Origin of the sequence: Nocardia sp. NPDC046473, from assembly GCF_040645995.1 — a bacterium.
GTDB lineage: Bacteria > Actinomycetota > Actinomycetes > Mycobacteriales > Mycobacteriaceae > Nocardia.
On record NZ_JBEYZJ010000014.1, the window covers coordinates 91,562 to 107,479 of the forward strand.

Genomic DNA, 15,918 nt, shown 5'->3' on the forward strand with positions numbered 1-15,918 from the left:
GTGCCGGGCCCGCGTTTCGGTGTCAGGCCGGTTGTGGCACCGAGTCCGGCGCGGCATCGAGGTAGCGCGACTCCTCCGGAATCGTCACCGCCCGCACCGTGAGCACGCCACGCGCGGTGCGGATGGTCACCTCGTGCGGATCGGTCGCGGATTCGACGAGCACGACATCGGCCCCCGGCACGGCCGCGGACACCTCGCCCGGCGCTCGGACATGCACCACGGTCGCCTCCGCGACCTGCCCGGCCGAGCCGACCCCGTCGTAGACGATCATCGTGGCGGCCGCGGCATGCTGGGCGCCGCCACCGGGCGAGGACACCGACAGCGCCGTCGGCTCGCCGACCTCGGCCGCCAGGTGTGACCAGGCGTCCGGCCGGGTGCTGTGCACGATCACCTTGGCGCCCACCGCGATCGCGCGCAGCACCATCAGCTGGGTCAGGCGCAGCTGCCCGACGATCTCCACGCGCCGTACCGCGGGGCCGAACAAGGGCACCGCGACGCCGAATCCGTCGCTGGTCGCACCGATCACCTGGCCGGATCCGGCGGCCGGGACGGCGAGTCGAGCCAGCGCCGCGGGCGGACCGCTGGACGCGGTGGCCGGGTCGATGTGCCCGCCGTCCAACAGGATTCGGCGCTGTCGTCCGGTCAGCCGCCGTAGCCCCAGCTCGGCAGGCATCTCCGGCCGATCGCCCTGCGCCGTAGCGTTCGTGTCGTGCCGCACCAGCGCGGTCACCGCCACCTCGTCGGCGGTGCGGCCGGGTGCGGCCGATCGGGCGACCGGTGTCAATCGCAGTCGTACCAGGGTCGACAGCCCGGGTACCGCCCAGATTCCGGCCAGCAGTTCGGAAGTCAGCCGTCCTGATCGGACGGTGTAGCCCGACATCTCGACGGCATCGTTGCGCACCGTGTGCCACTGCTCGGTCCAGTCCTGCGGCGCGGTGTCGTACAGCGCGTCCGCGTCCGCGGCGGTCAGCTCGGCGGCGGTCAGCATGCGCACCCGGACGCCGTCGGTGGCCAGGCGGCTGACTACTCGGCGGGTCGCGACCAGCGCCGTGCGGATGGTGCCCTCGTCACCGCCGCCGCGATTGTCGATGGCCTCGGTGTTGTCGAGCGGATCGAAGCGCAGCGCGAGCCGGACGGTGCGGGCCGCCGAGGCGGGCAGCGGCCCGAGCAGCTGCTCGTAGATCCGCACCACCTCCTGATCGCCCTGGGTGCGCACGCCCTGGGTGACGACGTCGATGGCGGCGAGCCGGATGTCGAACTGGGACAGGCAGCGGGCCGCCTCGGTCAGCGGCACCGCGTCGTCGGTGCGGATCTGCGCCGGGCCGAGCAGCGTCGGTGCGACGGTGGCCTGGCCCACCTCGAGCATGGTGATCATGTAGCGGCCGTCCCAGCGCATTCCGCAGTGGACGCCACCGGACTCCGGGACCGGCACGTCGAAGGCGGCCGCGGCCGGCTGAATAGCAGAGCCGCGCCGATTGCGCCACCGGAGGGCGATTCGCATTCCCAGAGTTTGCCAAATATTTGTCTGTTTAATTTTGATCGTGCCGAGCAGTGCAATTCCGAAACCGATGGCAAGTGACACCCAGAGTTCTGCGTGCAACGCGACCGCGGTAGTTCCGGCGGCGGCACCGGCGGCGGCCGCGGGCAGCACCACCGAAAGCGGTAGCAGATCGAAAAGTCCGCGGGGCCCGGAACGCAACGCGGGAATACCTGGGGATAACGGATTTCTGTTGATCGGCAGGCCGGACACTTCACTCATTGCGGTAGCATCTCACGAGCCCTTCGAATTCGCGTGTTCGCGGGCATGGTGGAGGAGATGTAATGCCGGCACAGTTGACTACCCGAGCGCAGGTCAATGGTTATCGATTCCTGCTGCAGCGTTTCGAACACGCGCTGGTGCGCCGCGACGTCCGCATGTTGCACGATCCGATGCGCATTCAATTCCGGTCGTTGATCACCGGGCTGGTGCTCGCCGTGCTGTTCACCGGTGGCTGCATGGTCATGTCGTATCTGAAGCCGGACACCAAGATCGGTGAGTCGAAGATCGTCATGGGCTCGGTCAGCGGTGCGCTGTATGTGGTGATGGACAAGACGACGCTGCACCCGGTGCTCAATCTGGCCTCGGCACGACTGGTCACCGGTAGTGCCGAAGCACCAACGCAGATAAAGGATGCCAAGCTCAACTCGCTGTCGCGTGGTCCGCTGCTCGGTATCCCCGGCGCCCCGGCGGCGCTGCTCGGCCCGGACACGGCCGACCGTTCGGAATGGACGTTGTGCGATGACACGACCTCCGGCGTCAAGACCACCCTGCTGGACGGCACGCCTCGGGTGAGTGCGCAGGTGCGCGCGGTCGCCGACGACCAGGCGCTGCTGGCGACGCTGGGTGACGCGACCTACCTGATCTACAACGGCAAACATGCTCGCGTCGACATGAACAACCCCGCGATCGTGTCCGCACTGCGGGTGCGTGGGCTGCGTCCGCGCCCGATGGGGACCGGACTGCTGAACGCTACCGTCGCCGCGCCCGAACTCACGGTGCCGGGGATCGCGAACGCGGGCGCCCCCGGCCCGGCCCGGCTGGACAAACTCGTTGTGGGGTCGGTGATTCGGGTCGACAACTCGCACGACACCACGCTCTACGTGGTGCTGTCCGACGGTGTACAGAAGGTGTCCGCGTTCACCGCGGAGGTATTGCGTACCGCGAATTCGATGGGCATGGCGGCGATTCCGCTCGTCTCGCCGGACGCGATCAGCGGCGTGCCGGTGCTCGACACGTTGCCGGTGGACCAGTTCCCCGCGGAACGCCCCACCATCGTGTCCGCCGACGACCAGCCGATCGCGTGCGCAACCTGGTCGCGCGGCAAAGCCGACCCGACCGCGCGGTTGCAGCTGCTCGCCGGTAAACAACTGCCGCTGCCGGTGGACGCGCGTGCGCTGACGCTGGTCGGCGGCGGTCTCGACGGCCACGCCGACGCCAGCTACATCCCGCCTGCCAGTGGCGAATTCGTGCAGGTAACGGGGATCGAACCGGACAGCACCCGACGCGACGGCCTGTTCTATGTGACCGACACCGGGATCCGATTCGGCATCCCCGACGCGGCCACCGCCGCCATGCTCGGCCTGTCCGAACCGAAACTCGTGCCGTGGCAGCTGCTCAGCCAGCTGCCGCCGGGCCCCATGCTCGATCGGCAGTCGGCCTTGATCGCCCGCGACACCGTGCGCGGCGACGGAACCGCCCGATAGATGCCCGGCCGTGATTCCGCTGGACGCTACCGCGGGCGGGCGCCCAGCGAGCCGCAGCCGCCGCGTTCACCAGATGTTCACCATGACGAGAACCCGAACGAGCGCCGTCGGCCGCCCGGTACGCCGGATCGGTTTGATGTATTCCCCAGTGAGAGATGAGGACTGATGCCGCGGATAGTGAGCAGGCGTACGGACGGGGCGGCGATCGTCGCGGTCGGCGGCGCCTGCGTGATCGTCGAACCTGACTCGGTCGACGCGAGCGGACGGTACGGGGTCGCCGCGAACGCGCTCGAGGTGACGTTGGTGAACATAGCCGCGGTCGAACCCGGTTTCGCCTCGGCCGACGGGCCGATGCCGGAGGGCCTGCTCTCGGCCGATCAGATCGCGGCGATCCTGGCGTGGGAGGTCGGTTTCGTCGAGGGCGTCGAGGGCGATGCGGAGCGGCCGGGCCTCAGCGGCAATGAGGCCGAACTGTATCTGCGCTATCGTCCCGACACCGGTGACGCCTATCCCGTGTCGGGAGCACGGTCGGCGGACGTCGCCTTCGCCCTCGAGCTGCGTGCCGGACCGAGGACTGAGCAGGCCGTGACGCCACAACGCGCCGGCGCGGCGGGCGAGGCCGACGACGAGTTCGGCGAGCCGCCGCTGGTGACCCAGCTGTGCGCGTCCATGGCCTACCTCGACGACCTGTCCGGCGCCGAGATCGTCGCGGACGCGGCGCAGGACCTGATCGATCGAATCAGTTACGCGGCAACGGTTTCGGAGTTCTATCCGGCGCTGGTGGCATCGGTCGCGGCGGGCACGCTGCCCGACGAGGTCCGCGAGCTGGCCGGTGGCTTCGACACGGCGCAGATCCTCGACTTCTTCGCCAGGGTGGTGACCGAGCTGGACCGGTTGCGGCCGTGGCCGGAGCCGGCGCTGGTATCGGTGGACCCGGCGACGTGGCCCTCGATGGGGTCGAGCGTGCCGATCGGCTGGGTCGACATCCCCATCGACGATCTGGAATGGGCGGTGAAGGCGCCGTTCGGTGACGTCGTCGCCGACGAGCCGCCGATGCTGGTGCTGCGGCTGCGCGATGGCCGGATGGTGGCACTGGTCGGCGACGAGGAACCGGATCCGGCGCAGTTCGTGCTGCTGCTGCCCGCGCACGCCGACCAGCGCGACAGCGCCGAGGTGATCGCGTACCTGGCGCGATACGCGGGTTTGCGGGTGGAGACCGAAGGCCTGCAGGAGGCCATGACCGAAATGGCGGCGTCATGATAAATCCCGAGAATCGACGGCTGGCCGAGGACGTCAGCGGATTACTGGACGCCTTCGGGCAAACCTTCGGGCACCTGGCCGAACTGGCGCGCAGCCGAGCCGAGCTCACGGCATCGGCGTCGGCGGAGCGCGGGCGAATCACCGTGACGGTCAACGCTTCCGGCTCGATCATCGCGACGAAGTTCGCCGGCGCCGTCGATGATCTCAGCTACGGCCAGATCGCCCGCGCCACCCTGCAGGCGGCCCAGCGCGCGGCGGCGAAGATCACCCGCAAGGAAGCGGAATTGCGCGCTCCACTCGACGAGCGGCAGTCGGCCATGCCCCGGCTGGAGGACATGTTCAGCGAACTGGCCGAACTCCGCACGAGGATGCCAAAGGCGGTGCCCGCGCCACTCACCCCGCCGAGTGAGCGCAACGAGCGGCCCGCCACCGGCCACCGAATACTGGATCGCGATGAGTGAGGCACGGATGAACGACGAATTTGCCAGGGCTGTCGATGATTTCACCGAGCAGGTGACCGCTATCGGTCGGCTGCAGGCCGAGGCCGCGCAGCTGATGGGTACCGGAACGGCCGCGCGCCGGCGGGTGACCGTCGTGGTGAACGCCGACGGCATCGCCATCGACATCAAGTTCGCCTCCAGCATCGGCGATCTGGAGTACGACGAGATCGCCGAGGCGGTGACCGAGGCGTCCGGCAGGGCGGTTGCCGATGTCGTCCAGCGCCGGAAGGAGCTGATGGCCCCGGTCATGGTCGACTACGGTGCGGCACCGAAAGTCGGCGACATGCTCGCCGCCGTCGATGCCTTGAAAGACCAGTTCAGCTGAACCGGATCAACGGGTGAGACCGGCCAGCGCGAGCTGGGTGAAGCCGGCGGCCGCGGCGGTGCGGTCCGCGCCGCCGAAGGCCGCCCGTACCGTATCGCGGCTGACCGCACCCGATTCGGCGGCCGCCACCAGGTCGGCGACCGCCGATCGGGATGCCGCGTCGCCGAGTACCGCGCAGACGATGCCGGTCACCGTTTCCGGTGTCCACATTCCCGGGATCGCCGCACCGATGCCGGCCGGCCCGGGGGACTGCCCGCGATACCAGCCGGTGCCGTCCCACCAGTAGCAGAACGACAGCAGGCCCGCGACCGCCCGGTGGTTCAGGACCGGAGCGTCTACCCAATCCGGCAGGCCGCCATAGTATTCCGGCATCGGCGCACCGTCGTTGTAGGCGGCGTCGAGTTCCGGGGCGTCCCATACCCCGCCGGAGAGCACGGCGCGCCCGCGTGGCAGCAGATGCAGGGTCGAGCCACTGCCGTCGGTGGATTCGAACGCGGCTGCGGAGCCGATAACTCTTGGGCCCCAATCGCTTTCGGCCGCCACCGCAGCAGCCGCCACGATGGCCCACCGCGCCCACATCAGCCGTGGCTCGAGGAATTCGACTGGTATCGCGGGTGTTTCGCTGTCGAGGTGAGCGCGGGTCAGCAGCTCGGAGAGTCGTGTCCGCCCGTCCTCGACGGCCAGGTAGGCCGCAAGCCACACCGGAAGTCGTTCGCGCGGAAAGCGTTCCAGATCGGCGCGGTAGGCGGCGGCGGGTTGCAGCAGGCTCGGCGGGAACGGTAGGTCGCCGTAGCCGAATTCGGTGACCGTGCTGCCGCCACGGTCGCGGCGCAGCTCGACAAGCCACCAGGCCCGATCCGCCAGCGCGACGGTCACCGTGCGCAGCAGCTGGATCAGCTCCGTCGCCGTCGCCGGCACTGCGACCGCCACGGAATCGCCTGTCTCGGTGACGAATACTGCGTCACCGGTGACCGCCGCGACCGTCGCCGAGCAGGTGAGGTACAGCCGCTGCCACCGTGGTGGGCCTGCCGGTACCAGTAGCTCGGTGATGTCCGCGGCGAGCTCGTCGGCGTAGCGGCGGACCGCGTCGCGTTCATCGGGTGGTGCGGCGGGTGTCACCTCGGTGACCGCCGCCGCACCGTACTCGGTGGCCAATGAGAGGGCGAAATCCGGGGTTTCGTCGGTGCTCACGCCACCCCTGTCAGCCAGAATCCGGGGCCGGGGGGCGGTAACAGCGCGCTGAACGGGTCCGGCATGTCGTGGTTCAGCGGGAGCTTACGGCCCTTGGGTTTGCCGCTGAAGTAGCCGCCGTCCGACAGTGTCCGTTCGATCTGGGTTCGATCGGTCTGACCATCCTTGGCGATCTGCGCCAGCTCGGCCTCGAGCTTGGCCTGGGTGATGCCGGTGGTCAGCAGTTGCTCTTCGCGGAGGGCCCGCATTTCCGCGATAGTGCCGCGTTGTGCGGCGAACTGGTCCTGGAGCTCGTGCAGCCTGGCGAAGCCGGCGAGTTGCCGGTGCGTCCGGCGGATGTTCGTGTCGACCGCGTCGAGCCGTTGTTGTGCGGTCTCGACCTGGGTTCGGGTGGCGGCGGCCCGCTCGGCAAGCCGCTCCTGCTGGCCCTCCAGCTCGCGGATCCTGGTGCCGAGGGCGCGGTGCTCGGCTCGCCGCTGCTCCGGTTGGTCTTCCCGGTTCTGTCGCCGTAGGTCTTCGCTTTCCCGCTCGTGCCGTGCGATGCGCTCATTGCGCTCCTGCAGGTGCGCGGCCCGGGTCTGGTCGTCGACGGTGTCTCGTCGAGCCAAGGTATTGCGAGTCGACTGCCGGGACAGCTTCTGGCGCTCTGCCTCCGCCGACGAATCATGCTGTGCGGCACGAGCCTCGCGTTGCTTGTGCACTCGTTCACGCGCGGCGAGGTCACGGTAGTCCTGCTCGGCCCGCGCCAACTCCCGGTTGTGCGCGGCGAGGTTTTCCTCGGCGGTCCGGTGCTCACGTTGCGCCTGCTGGAGCTCGGCCTCGTTGACGTCGCGGCGCGCGGTGAGTCGATCGAGTTCGGCGCGTTGCGCCTCGTGGGCTCTGGTTGCCGCGTCCAAGGCGTCCTCGGCGGCGCGGTCGGCCTTGTCCGTGGCGGCAACGGCCTTGTCCTGATCACGCACCGGGCCATCCAACTTGCCGTGCGCGCGGCTCTGCTCTTGCGCGGTCAGCTCGAGGTGGGTTGTGGCGCGAACGATGTTGTGCTGCGCTGCCTTCAGATCACGTTCGGCCTGGGTGAACTCCTCGGTGGCGCTCGCTCGGGCCGGGCCGGTCACCGTGGGTTCGTCGAGTTGTGTGCGCCAGTGGTCCAGGCGGGTTTGTGCCGCGCTGAGGTTGGCTTCCGCCGCGTCCTTCTCGCGCTGAAGCGTGTTGCGCCGGTCATTGAGACCGGCCAGTCGAGAGTTCGCGTCATGAATTTCTTCATGGGTTCGCTGCACCCGCTCGTCCGCGGCGGCCAGCGAGCGACTTCGCTGTTCGAGGGTGCTGAGCTTCCGGTCGAGATCGGTGATGGTCCGGTCCGCCGACCGGATGCCGAGCCGCGGTGGCTGGGGTCCGGGGGGGTCGGCGGGAAGGTCGGCGCGATCCGTCGAATGGGTCGAGGAGGCGTAGTCGTGGTAGCTCTCGGTTTCGATGATTTCCAGGACTGGTCGGGACCGGTCGGGTGGCTGGTTGTCGGCGTGGGGTGCGTTGGGCGGGAGTTCGCCGATTACCGAATGGGTGGAGGAGGCATCGTCGTGGTAGGTCACGGTTTCGGTGATTTCCAAGGCACCGGTTGACCGGTGGGTTGTTTCGATGTGGTCGGTGGGTGCGTCGATCGGCTCGGTCGCCTCGACCGTCCGATTACCGGCACCGGTGGGCTGGGGTTCCGGCTCTCCTGCCAGCATTCGCTGGATCCGCGATCGCTCCTCAACCGCATGGCTCTGTGCTTCCCCTAGCCGTTGCGTCGCATGGACGATGGGGTCGCCGGCCTGATCAGGCGACGCGTCGGCCCTCGGCGCTCGCGCCGCGGCGCGAGCGCGGACGAGTTCGAGTTCGCGTGCCTTCACCTCCCGCTGCGCGGTGGTCAGATCGTTCAGGGCTTTGCGTTGCTCGGCCTGAAATGCGTTGCGGTGCTGGCGCGGATCGAACTCCGGCTCGCCGGCGCGGCCGCCGGATCGTGCTTCGCGGTCCGCGACGCGGGCGGCGTGGTAACCGGGGACATCGCGCTGCCTGATCTCCTGCAGCAGCTCGTCATAGGATTTGACGCGCCCGCCGGTGCTGCCGCTGCCCATCGAGCGCAGCGAGGGCGGTCGGGTCTGCTCGGTCCGCTCGGTCATCGGAATGTGCTCGGCGGATCCGGCGCGCCCGGTCATGGTCGAGCCGTGCTCGGATTCGGGCCGCGCGTGGAACTGTTGCGGCGCATCGCCGAGCATTCCGATGTAGCCGCGCTGCGCGCCCATCAGGGAGTTGGCCGATACCGCGCCGATCAGCGCCATTCTCGGGTCGAAGGTTCCGGTGAACAGTTCGCCGATCCCCGCGCCGACGAGGGTGGCGACAACGGTCGGGACGGTACCCGACAGCAGCCCGAGGCCCGCGCCCCAGACGCCCGCGGTGGGGTCCTTGCCCAGGCGGGTCAGCAGCTTGCCGCCGTACTTCTCGACATTGGTGGCCACCAGGGCCCCGGCGTACCAGGCGCCGATCGATGCGGTGATCGACAGGGCGACTTCCTTGCCGTCGATGCCGTCTCGATGTCCCTTGGCGATCTGGATCTCCTGAATCAGCAGGTCGCCACCGCCGGCCCAGATGACGTTGTTGACCGCCTTCTCGATCATGAATTTGGTTACCGCGGCAGGCATCCGGCCGACCGCGAGTGCCGTGGCGTCGGTGAACCCCCAATCGAGCGCCGCACGGGTCAATCCCGGTGCGGCTCTCCCCGCGAAACCCGTCACCGGTTTGGCCACCAGCCCGGCGATCTTTCCCGGGCCGTCGGACACCTTCGGCAGATACCGCAGCACTTTCACCAAAAATTCACCGATACCCGGGATTTCCGCGATGAGGTCGAGGGCACGGTTGGTTACCCGGTAGACCGCCGCACGAGTGGCACCGATGGCCGCGGCCTCGACGGCGGGGGCGGTCGGTGGCCACAACCAAGCGCCGATGATCTGCGCGGCCAGCATGCTGATCGCCACGATGATCATCAGCTTGGTCTCTTCGAGCGTGGTCGCCGCGTGCCGGGTAGAGGTGCCGACCTGCTGAAAGTCCTTGGCCAGCTGGTCTATCGAGTTGTCACCGGAGATGAGTTTCCGCAGTTCCAAGCTGATGGCGTCATGGCCTTGCCCGGCCTGATAGCCGAGCACCGCGCGGTTGTGCACCTCGCCGAGTGCGGGAATCAGCTGTTTTTCCATGGCGTCGGCGGCGGTCAGCCAGGCCTGGGCCATGGCGAACATCTTGTCCTCGTCGCCCTCCGGCCATTCCGAGCCGACCACATAGGTCAGCCAGGCCAGGTCCGAGGGCCAATGTAGCGACATGCGCGGCTAGCGAAAGTTGTTGACGTTGCCGGACTCTCCGTTCGACGTGTTGTTCGCCGCGGTGGTCAATCCGGTGCCGAAATCCTGCAGCGTGGTCAGCATGTCGTTGCCGCCTTTCAGCAGGTTCGAACGAGAGGCACGGTAGCCGTTGGCGCCCTCGGCGAACTGCTTGCCGAAAGAGTCGTCGCCCCAGGTCTCCGCCCCGGCGCCGCCGACCGCGTCGATGAGCTCGCGCATGATCGTGTGGAACGAGACCGGGCCGCCCGCGGAGCTCGAGCTCAGGTCGAGCAGTTCCTGTCCGGCGGCCCGCACATCACTCGGGTTGATGATGATGCTCTCCGTCATGGTGGTGCCTCCGGCTCTGTCCCGCAGCATCATTCGATCGAACGACATGCCGCACTCGGTATCACTCACTGGATCTATCACAGGACGGCGGTATCTGCCGGTGGATCGGACCGACGCCGATCGAGTGTTAATTTCCGAACTGCCCCCCGCATCGCGCCGATTGGCGGGAGAGTGTCCAATAAACGACACTGCGGTGACCGCGATTGGACAGCGGACTCGTTTCACGGCTCGGCAGATGTGAGAGAAGACCATGGGACAAACCACTCGGCCCCCGCTGCGGCAGGCCGGATGAGCACGCAGACGCTGCCCGCGCGGCTCGGCCGACGGCACCGTGCGGCGGTGCTGCTGGTGATGTGCGGCCTCGCCTTCCTGCTCAGCTTCGATACCGCCATCCACGCCATCGCGGTGCCGACCCTGCTGCAGCAGTTGGGGGATCGGCCGGTGCTGCAGACGTCGCAGTGGATTCCCAAGGTTTTCGTGGTGGTGGCGGTCGCGCTGCTCATCGTCGGTGGCGTGCTCGCCGACCGGTTCGGCGCCAAGCGCGTCCTGATCGTCGGCCTGCTGACGTACCTCGCCGGTGCCTTGGCCAATTATCCACTGGCGATGACGTCGGTCCCGCTGATCGGGTTGCGCGCGGTCATGGGGGTCGGCTCCGCGCTCATGGTCCCGGCCGCCATGTCGATCGTCGGCGCGGTCAGTGACACCGACGCCGGGCGGGTCAAGGCGTTCACGCTGTGGCTCGGCTGCTTCGCCGCGGGGGTGACGATCGTGCAACTCGTCAGTGGCCTGGTTCTCGATAATCTCTGGTGGCCGCGGATCGTGGCGGTGCTCGGGCTCATCGCCGTGGCATCGCTGTTCGGCGTCGTCACGGTGGTGCCCGCAATGCCACCGGATCCGCCGCGCCCCGTCGACTGGTCCGCGACGACGGTGGTCGCGCTCGGGGTCGGGCTGGTGACGTTCGCCCTGATCCAAGGGCCGGAGTGGGGATGGACGAACCCCTCGATCGCGGTGCCGCTGGCCGCGGGCATCCTGCCACCCGCGATCCTCGCGATAGGTCGGCGTCGCGGCAACGAGCCGTTGCAGGACTACCTGTTTCGCTCGGATCCGCGGATCCGCCGGGCGGTGATCGCGATGGCCGCGGTGTTCCTGGCGGTGTTCGGGATCGTCTTCCTGGTCATCCAATATCTCCAGGCGGTACGCGGCTACTCGCCGATTGTCGCGGGTTGGCTGTCGTTCCTGCCGACGGTGGCCGCGATGGCAATCGGTGCGAAGCTGGGGCCGATGCTGCGGCGCCAACTCGGGCCGGGCGCCGCGCTGATCGTCGGATTGGCGGCCGTCTTGGACGGCCTTGCCATCGGCCTGACCGCCGACGCGACCGGTGATCTACCCCCGATCGTGGCCATGGTGACGGTGGCGAGCGCGGGTTTCGCCGTCGTCGTCAGCGTCGGAATGGACACGGTGATCGGCGCGCCGCCATCGTCGAGTCGCGGCATCAGTTGCGCGGCGCGCATGACATTCGCACAGCTCAGCGGACTGCTCGGGCTCGCGATCGTGAGCAGCCTGGTGGACAGCGGTTACCACGAGCATCTGCGGGTTCCGGCCGCGGTGCCCATCCAGCAGGGCGGCACCGTTGTCAGCCGCGACTCGCTGGGTAAAGCGGTGGCGGTAGCCGCCTCGGCGGTCGATCAGTCCGCCGCACCGCTGGCCGCCGCTGTGCAGCACGCCTTCCTGGCCGGTTATCGGCACGGGTTGCTCGCCATCATCGGCGTCATCGTTGCCACGATGGTCACGATCATCGTGAAGTCCACCGCTTCGAAACGGCGGCGTGGGCAAGGGCTCGTTGCTCGTGTGGTAAATGCGGAAAAGATTTGAATCTACTTGCCTGCCGGAATAATAGTGCACGATGAATAGGTTTCCGTACTCGTGGACGTAAATCTGCCGGAGCTGGCCTTGATTGTGTGCGCGGAGCTGTCGTTGCGGCGGTCGTATTTCAGCTTGGACGGTAACAGAAAACTGGCCGGACCTGGTAGTTTGTTAAATAAATATCAATATCTAAAGGTTTTCTAAAGAGTGATGGGAAATTATTTGGAATATCAACTTATGTCAAGCTGATGCAAATATTTCAATTGAAAGTTGACGACTCCTGAAGTGTGCATAATCATCACGTAAGGCACCCGTAACGAGCTGATCCGGCCATTCGACACGGTGTGTCAGTGCTACTGAAAGGCTGAGGTTGCATGCAGGACTTCGAGGGCGGCACACGCGTCAGCCGCCGCGCGGCACGTCCGGGTACCGCGAGCAGATCGATGCCGGCGCGGACGTCGGCCGAGGAGACGCTGATGCGATCGCGCGCCGAACGGGCGCAATGCGAACAAGCGCGCGTGTTCCAAGCCATGCTCATCACCGAGGCGGAGCAGTTACAGGACGAGTTGCGCGAACTGCACGCCGAGCTGCGTGAGGTCTATCGCCATTTGAGCACCATGCGCCGCCGATTCCCGACGCTGCCGCCGGTCCCGCGAACCGTCGGCTACCCGCCGGTCGCCGTGCCTTCGGTGCAGTCCGCCGGTCCGCGCCGGGGTTCCGCCACCGCATGACGGTCGGCTCGGCGTCGCCGCCCGGCAGATCGCTCCCGGTCAACGGTCACTTCCCCGGTCCGCTACCATTCAGGCTGCCTGAGGTCGACGGATCGGACAGACGTGCGTGTGGTGCTTGTGGAGGATGACCCGGGTGTGGTCGCGGCCGTTGTCGACGGACTACGAGCCCACGGATTTCAGTCCGTCGATCATCTGTCCTATGGACTTGATCTACTGACCTCGCACTCCGGTTATGACGCGGTAATCCTGGATCTCGGTCTGCCGGATGTCAACGGATATCTCGTTCTTCGGCAATTGCGCAAAGTCAGCTCGGTCCCGGTGCTGGTGCTCACCGCCGAGGGCGACGAGCTCGCGGTGGTGTCGTGCTTGCGGGCCGGCGCGGACGATTACATGGTCAAACCGCCGCGCGTCGGCGAGCTGGCGGCCCGCCTCGAAGCGATCGTGCGGCGCTGGCAGGCCACCGACTATTGCCCGGCCGTGGTGGTCACCGGAGACGTCACCGTGGATCTGGTGGCGCGCACCGTCGTGGTGGCCGGCCAGTCGGTGTCGTTGACCGTGAAGGAATTCGCCTTGGCGCGAATGTTGGTCACACAGGCGGGGATTGCGGTAGGCCGCGAAAAGATCATGGACGAGATCTGGGGCGAGAAGACCCCCGCCATCTCGCGTTCACTCGATGTCCATATGGGCGCGCTGCGGGGCAAGTTGAACAGGCCGGGCCTGATCACCACGGTCCATGGTTTCGGCTACCGCTGGGCTCGGTGAGATCGCTCGATGCGCGTCCGTTTGCTGACGGCGTTCACCCTGCTCGCGGCGATCTGCATGACCTGTCTTGCCATCGGGATCGGCTTCCAGATCGTCTGCAGCCGGACCAGGGGACTGCTCATCGATCGGATCCATGACGCCGAACGGTTCGTGGCGCTGTCCGCGGACACACCGGCGAATCTCCGTGACGAGGCGCAGCGCTACCACGACCGAAGCGGCGACAACGTCCTGGTGATCGGAGCGGACGGCACCGTGCTGTGCAATATCGGGGTGGATCGCCACGATCCGGCGATCGTCGAGATTTCCGGCCGGGCACAGCATTTCGTGCCCGAGGCCCCGCCACCGTGGCTGTATCCGTGGAGTACCCGACAGCTGCTCGTCGCGGAACCGATCGGCACGCCGCCGCAGGCTGAAGGCGTCGTGATCATCGTGGTCTCCACCTTCGCGACCCGCACGCAAGTCGGCGATGCCTGGATACAACTCGGCTGTGTCACCGCGACTGGAGTGCTCTTGGTCGGCGGTCTCGCGCTGGTGATGTCCGGGTGGATTCTGCGACCGGTGTCCGAGCTGCTGCGCAACGTCGACGCACTGACCTCGACAATGCCGGTACGCAGTGCCGAGCCGCGCGGGCACGCGCCCAAGGACGAGGGCCCGCCGGAGATCGTGGAATTGGCGGTCGGGGTCCGGGCCTTGACCCAGGCGGTGGCCGAATTGGCCGCCGCCGAGCGGCGACTCGTGGCCGATACCGCGCATTCCATGCGCAATCCACTCACCGCGCTGGCGGTCAGACTCCAAGCGCTGCAGCCCATGATGGCCGCCGATCGGGCGGCTTCGGCCTTCGTCAGTGTCGTCGGCGAAGTCGACCGGCTGACCGGACTGCTGGACGGGTTGCTGGCCTCAGCGGTAGCCGAAGCCGAGCCAGGACGCGCCGACAAAACGGTCGCCGCGTCCGGCTGCGACGCGGTGCGGGTGGCTGGCGAGCGGGTCGAGGCGTGGCGCGATGCGTTCACCGAGGCCGGTCTGACCCTGACCATGCGACCCCTGCTCGCCGCTGCGGAATCGGTAGTGCCGCACCAGGTTCTCACGCAGATCCTCGACGTCGCGTTGAGCAACTCGGCCCGCTATGCCGGGCGTGGTGCGGCGGCCACGGTCAGCGTGAACCATGAATGCGAGTCGGTGGTGATCTCGGTGCGGGACAGCGGAATCGGTGTGGCGCCGGACGAGATCGACCTGATCACCACCCGATTCTTTCGCGGCGCGCAGGCCGCCGCCGGCGGCTCCGGGCTCGGCCTGCCGATCGCCGCGACGCTGGCCGCTCAGCACGGCGGATTGTTCTTCGTCGAGGCCGTCGAGCCGCACGGTCTGGCGGTGACGGTGAGTTTTCCCGCCGCGTCCGGCCCGGCCGGTGTCGCCGAAACGGCCCGCATCCGCTGATTCGCGCAACCTTACGGCCCGGTGAACTGCTTACGGGCCGGTGAATTCTGCATCTCCAGCCAAGGTCAAGCCGTGCCGATGGCGCAACGATGGCTCGGTGGCAGCGGGGCCTACCGGCAGTGCGGCAGCTGACGAGGCCGTCGGGCGGTGAGCTCGGCGGGAGATGAGAAGGAACCGTGACGACACCCACGCCTGACACCAACGGTCATTCGCACGACCCCCGTCATCCCGAACACGGTGGGCATGGGCGTCATCCGCACCCGCACCCGCACAAGGGCCATCCGCATGGTGGGACGGGACCGCATGGTGGGACGGGACCGCATGGTGGGACGGGACCGCATGGTGGGACGGGGCCTCATGGTGGGACCGGGCCACACGGTGGCACTGGGCCGCATGATCCTGGTCATCATGGTCCTTCGGGTGCGACTGGACCGCATGGTCCAGGTCGGCACGGTGCTACGGGCGCGGATGGGTCGACCGGCCCCGGTGACGAGCCGAACGGTGGCGGTAAGCCGAATGGTGGTGACCAGGGTGGCGGTAAGCCGAATGGTGACGATTCCGGCGGTGGCGAGCCGAATGGCGGTGACTCCGGCGGCGGTAAGCCGAGCGGTGACGGCGGCGGCAACCCGAGTGGTGGTAAGCCGAGCGGTGGCAACCCAGGCGGCGGTAATACGGGTGGCGGCAACTCGGGTGGCGGTAATTCGAGCGGCGGCGGGAAAGCCGTACAGGTAAATCCGACGGAACTGATCGCCAAGGGCAAGAAGCTGGCGGATCTGCCGAGTGCGGCGAACGGCCTGTTCGACATTCTCAAAAAACTGAACAACAGCATCCAGTCATTGGGGACCCCGTGGGGTGACGACGAAATCGGGAAACAATTTTCGGAGGGTGCGTCGGGTTACCTGGCCGCAGTGGAGTCGCTG

Annotated in this window: 13 protein-coding genes; 9 read left to right on the forward strand and 4 right to left on the reverse strand. The window is 67.7% G+C overall.

Features of this window, described 5'->3' with window-relative positions; translation table 11 throughout:
• Positions 1-22: 22 nt before the first annotated feature.
• On the reverse strand, positions 23-1,759 hold the full coding sequence (gene eccE, locus ABZ942_RS40750; protein ID WP_357391616.1) for a type VII secretion protein EccE: 1,737 nt from the start codon (positions 1,757-1,759) through the stop codon (positions 23-25).
• Between the two features lie 62 nt (positions 1,760-1,821).
• On the opposite strand from eccE, the gene eccB reads away from it, so the two are divergent.
• From eccB to ABZ942_RS40770, 4 genes are all read left to right on the forward strand, one after another.
• Positions 1,822-3,243, forward strand: coding sequence for a type VII secretion protein EccB (gene eccB, locus ABZ942_RS40755; protein WP_357391617.1), 1,422 nt, complete (start codon positions 1,822-1,824; stop codon positions 3,241-3,243).
• Between the two features lie 165 nt (positions 3,244-3,408).
• Positions 3,409-4,503, forward strand: a complete 1,095-nt coding sequence (locus ABZ942_RS40760) for a hypothetical protein (RefSeq protein WP_357391618.1) — start codon at positions 3,409-3,411, stop codon at positions 4,501-4,503.
• A complete protein-coding gene (locus tag ABZ942_RS40765) occupies positions 4,500-4,964 on the forward strand; it encodes a YbaB/EbfC family nucleoid-associated protein (RefSeq protein ID WP_357391619.1) in 465 nt (154 codons plus the stop codon). The genes ABZ942_RS40760 and ABZ942_RS40765 overlap by 4 nt, the downstream gene beginning before the upstream one ends.
• A gap of 7 nt (positions 4,965-4,971) precedes the next feature.
• Positions 4,972-5,328, forward strand: coding sequence for a YbaB/EbfC family nucleoid-associated protein (locus ABZ942_RS40770; RefSeq protein WP_357391620.1), 357 nt, complete (start codon positions 4,972-4,974; stop codon positions 5,326-5,328).
• 6 nt (positions 5,329-5,334) lie between these two features.
• On the opposite strand, the gene ABZ942_RS40775 is transcribed toward ABZ942_RS40770, so the two are convergent.
• From ABZ942_RS40775 to ABZ942_RS40785, 3 genes are read right to left on the reverse strand one after another with little or no spacing between them, the layout of a single operon-like run.
• Positions 5,335-6,519, reverse strand: a complete 1,185-nt coding sequence (locus ABZ942_RS40775; protein ID WP_357391621.1) for a hypothetical protein — start codon at positions 6,517-6,519, stop codon at positions 5,335-5,337.
• Entirely contained in the window at positions 6,516-9,863 is a 3,348-nt protein-coding gene (locus ABZ942_RS40780; RefSeq protein WP_357391622.1) for a hypothetical protein, read from the reverse strand. The genes ABZ942_RS40775 and ABZ942_RS40780 overlap by 4 nt, the downstream gene beginning before the upstream one ends.
• Before the next feature lie 6 nt (positions 9,864-9,869).
• Positions 9,870-10,208, reverse strand: coding sequence for a hypothetical protein (locus tag ABZ942_RS40785; protein WP_357391623.1), 339 nt, complete (start codon positions 10,206-10,208; stop codon positions 9,870-9,872).
• A gap of 288 nt (positions 10,209-10,496) precedes the next feature.
• Between ABZ942_RS40785 and ABZ942_RS40790 the strand changes: the two genes are divergently transcribed.
• From ABZ942_RS40790 to ABZ942_RS40810, 5 genes are all read left to right on the forward strand, one after another.
• On the forward strand, positions 10,497-12,080 hold the full coding sequence (locus ABZ942_RS40790) for an MFS transporter (protein ID WP_357391624.1): 1,584 nt from the start codon (positions 10,497-10,499) through the stop codon (positions 12,078-12,080).
• Between the two features lie 467 nt (positions 12,081-12,547).
• The gene (locus ABZ942_RS40795; protein WP_357391625.1) at positions 12,548-12,802 is read left to right on the forward strand and encodes a hypothetical protein; all 255 of its coding nucleotides are present in this window, start codon (positions 12,548-12,550) and stop codon (positions 12,800-12,802) included.
• A gap of 102 nt (positions 12,803-12,904) precedes the next feature.
• Positions 12,905-13,564: a response regulator transcription factor gene (locus ABZ942_RS40800; RefSeq protein WP_357391626.1), complete on the forward strand. Its 660-nt coding sequence runs from the start codon at positions 12,905-12,907 to the stop codon at positions 13,562-13,564.
• A 9-nt stretch (positions 13,565-13,573) separates the two neighbouring features.
• Entirely contained in the window at positions 13,574-14,998 is a 1,425-nt protein-coding gene (locus tag ABZ942_RS40805) for a HAMP domain-containing sensor histidine kinase (protein WP_357391627.1), read from the forward strand.
• 339 nt (positions 14,999-15,337) lie between these two features.
• Complete coding sequence (locus ABZ942_RS40810) at positions 15,338-15,730, forward strand: hypothetical protein (RefSeq protein WP_357391628.1); 393 nt, start codon at positions 15,338-15,340, stop codon at positions 15,728-15,730.
• Positions 15,731-15,918 lie beyond the last annotated feature (188 nt).

Coding starts and splice junctions, on each gene's coding strand:
- eccE (WP_357391616.1), bottom strand. CDS start 1,759: ATGAGTGAAGTGTCCGGCCTGCCGATCAACAGAAATCCGTTATCCCCA.
- ABZ942_RS40760 (WP_357391618.1), top strand. CDS start 3,409: ATGCCGCGGATAGTGAGCAGGCGTACGGACGGGGCGGCGATCGTCGCG.
- ABZ942_RS40805 (WP_357391627.1), top strand. CDS start 13,574: ATGCGCGTCCGTTTGCTGACGGCGTTCACCCTGCTCGCGGCGATCTGC.
- ABZ942_RS40780 (WP_357391622.1), bottom strand. CDS start 9,863: ATGTCGCTACATTGGCCCTCGGACCTGGCCTGGCTGACCTATGTGGTC.
- ABZ942_RS40785 (WP_357391623.1), bottom strand. CDS start 10,208: ATGACGGAGAGCATCATCATCAACCCGAGTGATGTGCGGGCCGCCGGA.
- ABZ942_RS40770 (WP_357391620.1), top strand. CDS start 4,972: ATGAACGACGAATTTGCCAGGGCTGTCGATGATTTCACCGAGCAGGTG.
- ABZ942_RS40795 (WP_357391625.1), top strand. CDS start 12,548: ATGCGATCGCGCGCCGAACGGGCGCAATGCGAACAAGCGCGCGTGTTC.
- ABZ942_RS40765 (WP_357391619.1), top strand. CDS start 4,500: ATGATAAATCCCGAGAATCGACGGCTGGCCGAGGACGTCAGCGGATTA.
- eccB (WP_357391617.1), top strand. CDS start 1,822: ATGCCGGCACAGTTGACTACCCGAGCGCAGGTCAATGGTTATCGATTC.
- ABZ942_RS40790 (WP_357391624.1), top strand. CDS start 10,497: ATGAGCACGCAGACGCTGCCCGCGCGGCTCGGCCGACGGCACCGTGCG.
- ABZ942_RS40810 (WP_357391628.1), top strand. CDS start 15,338: ATGGTGGGACGGGGCCTCATGGTGGGACCGGGCCACACGGTGGCACTG.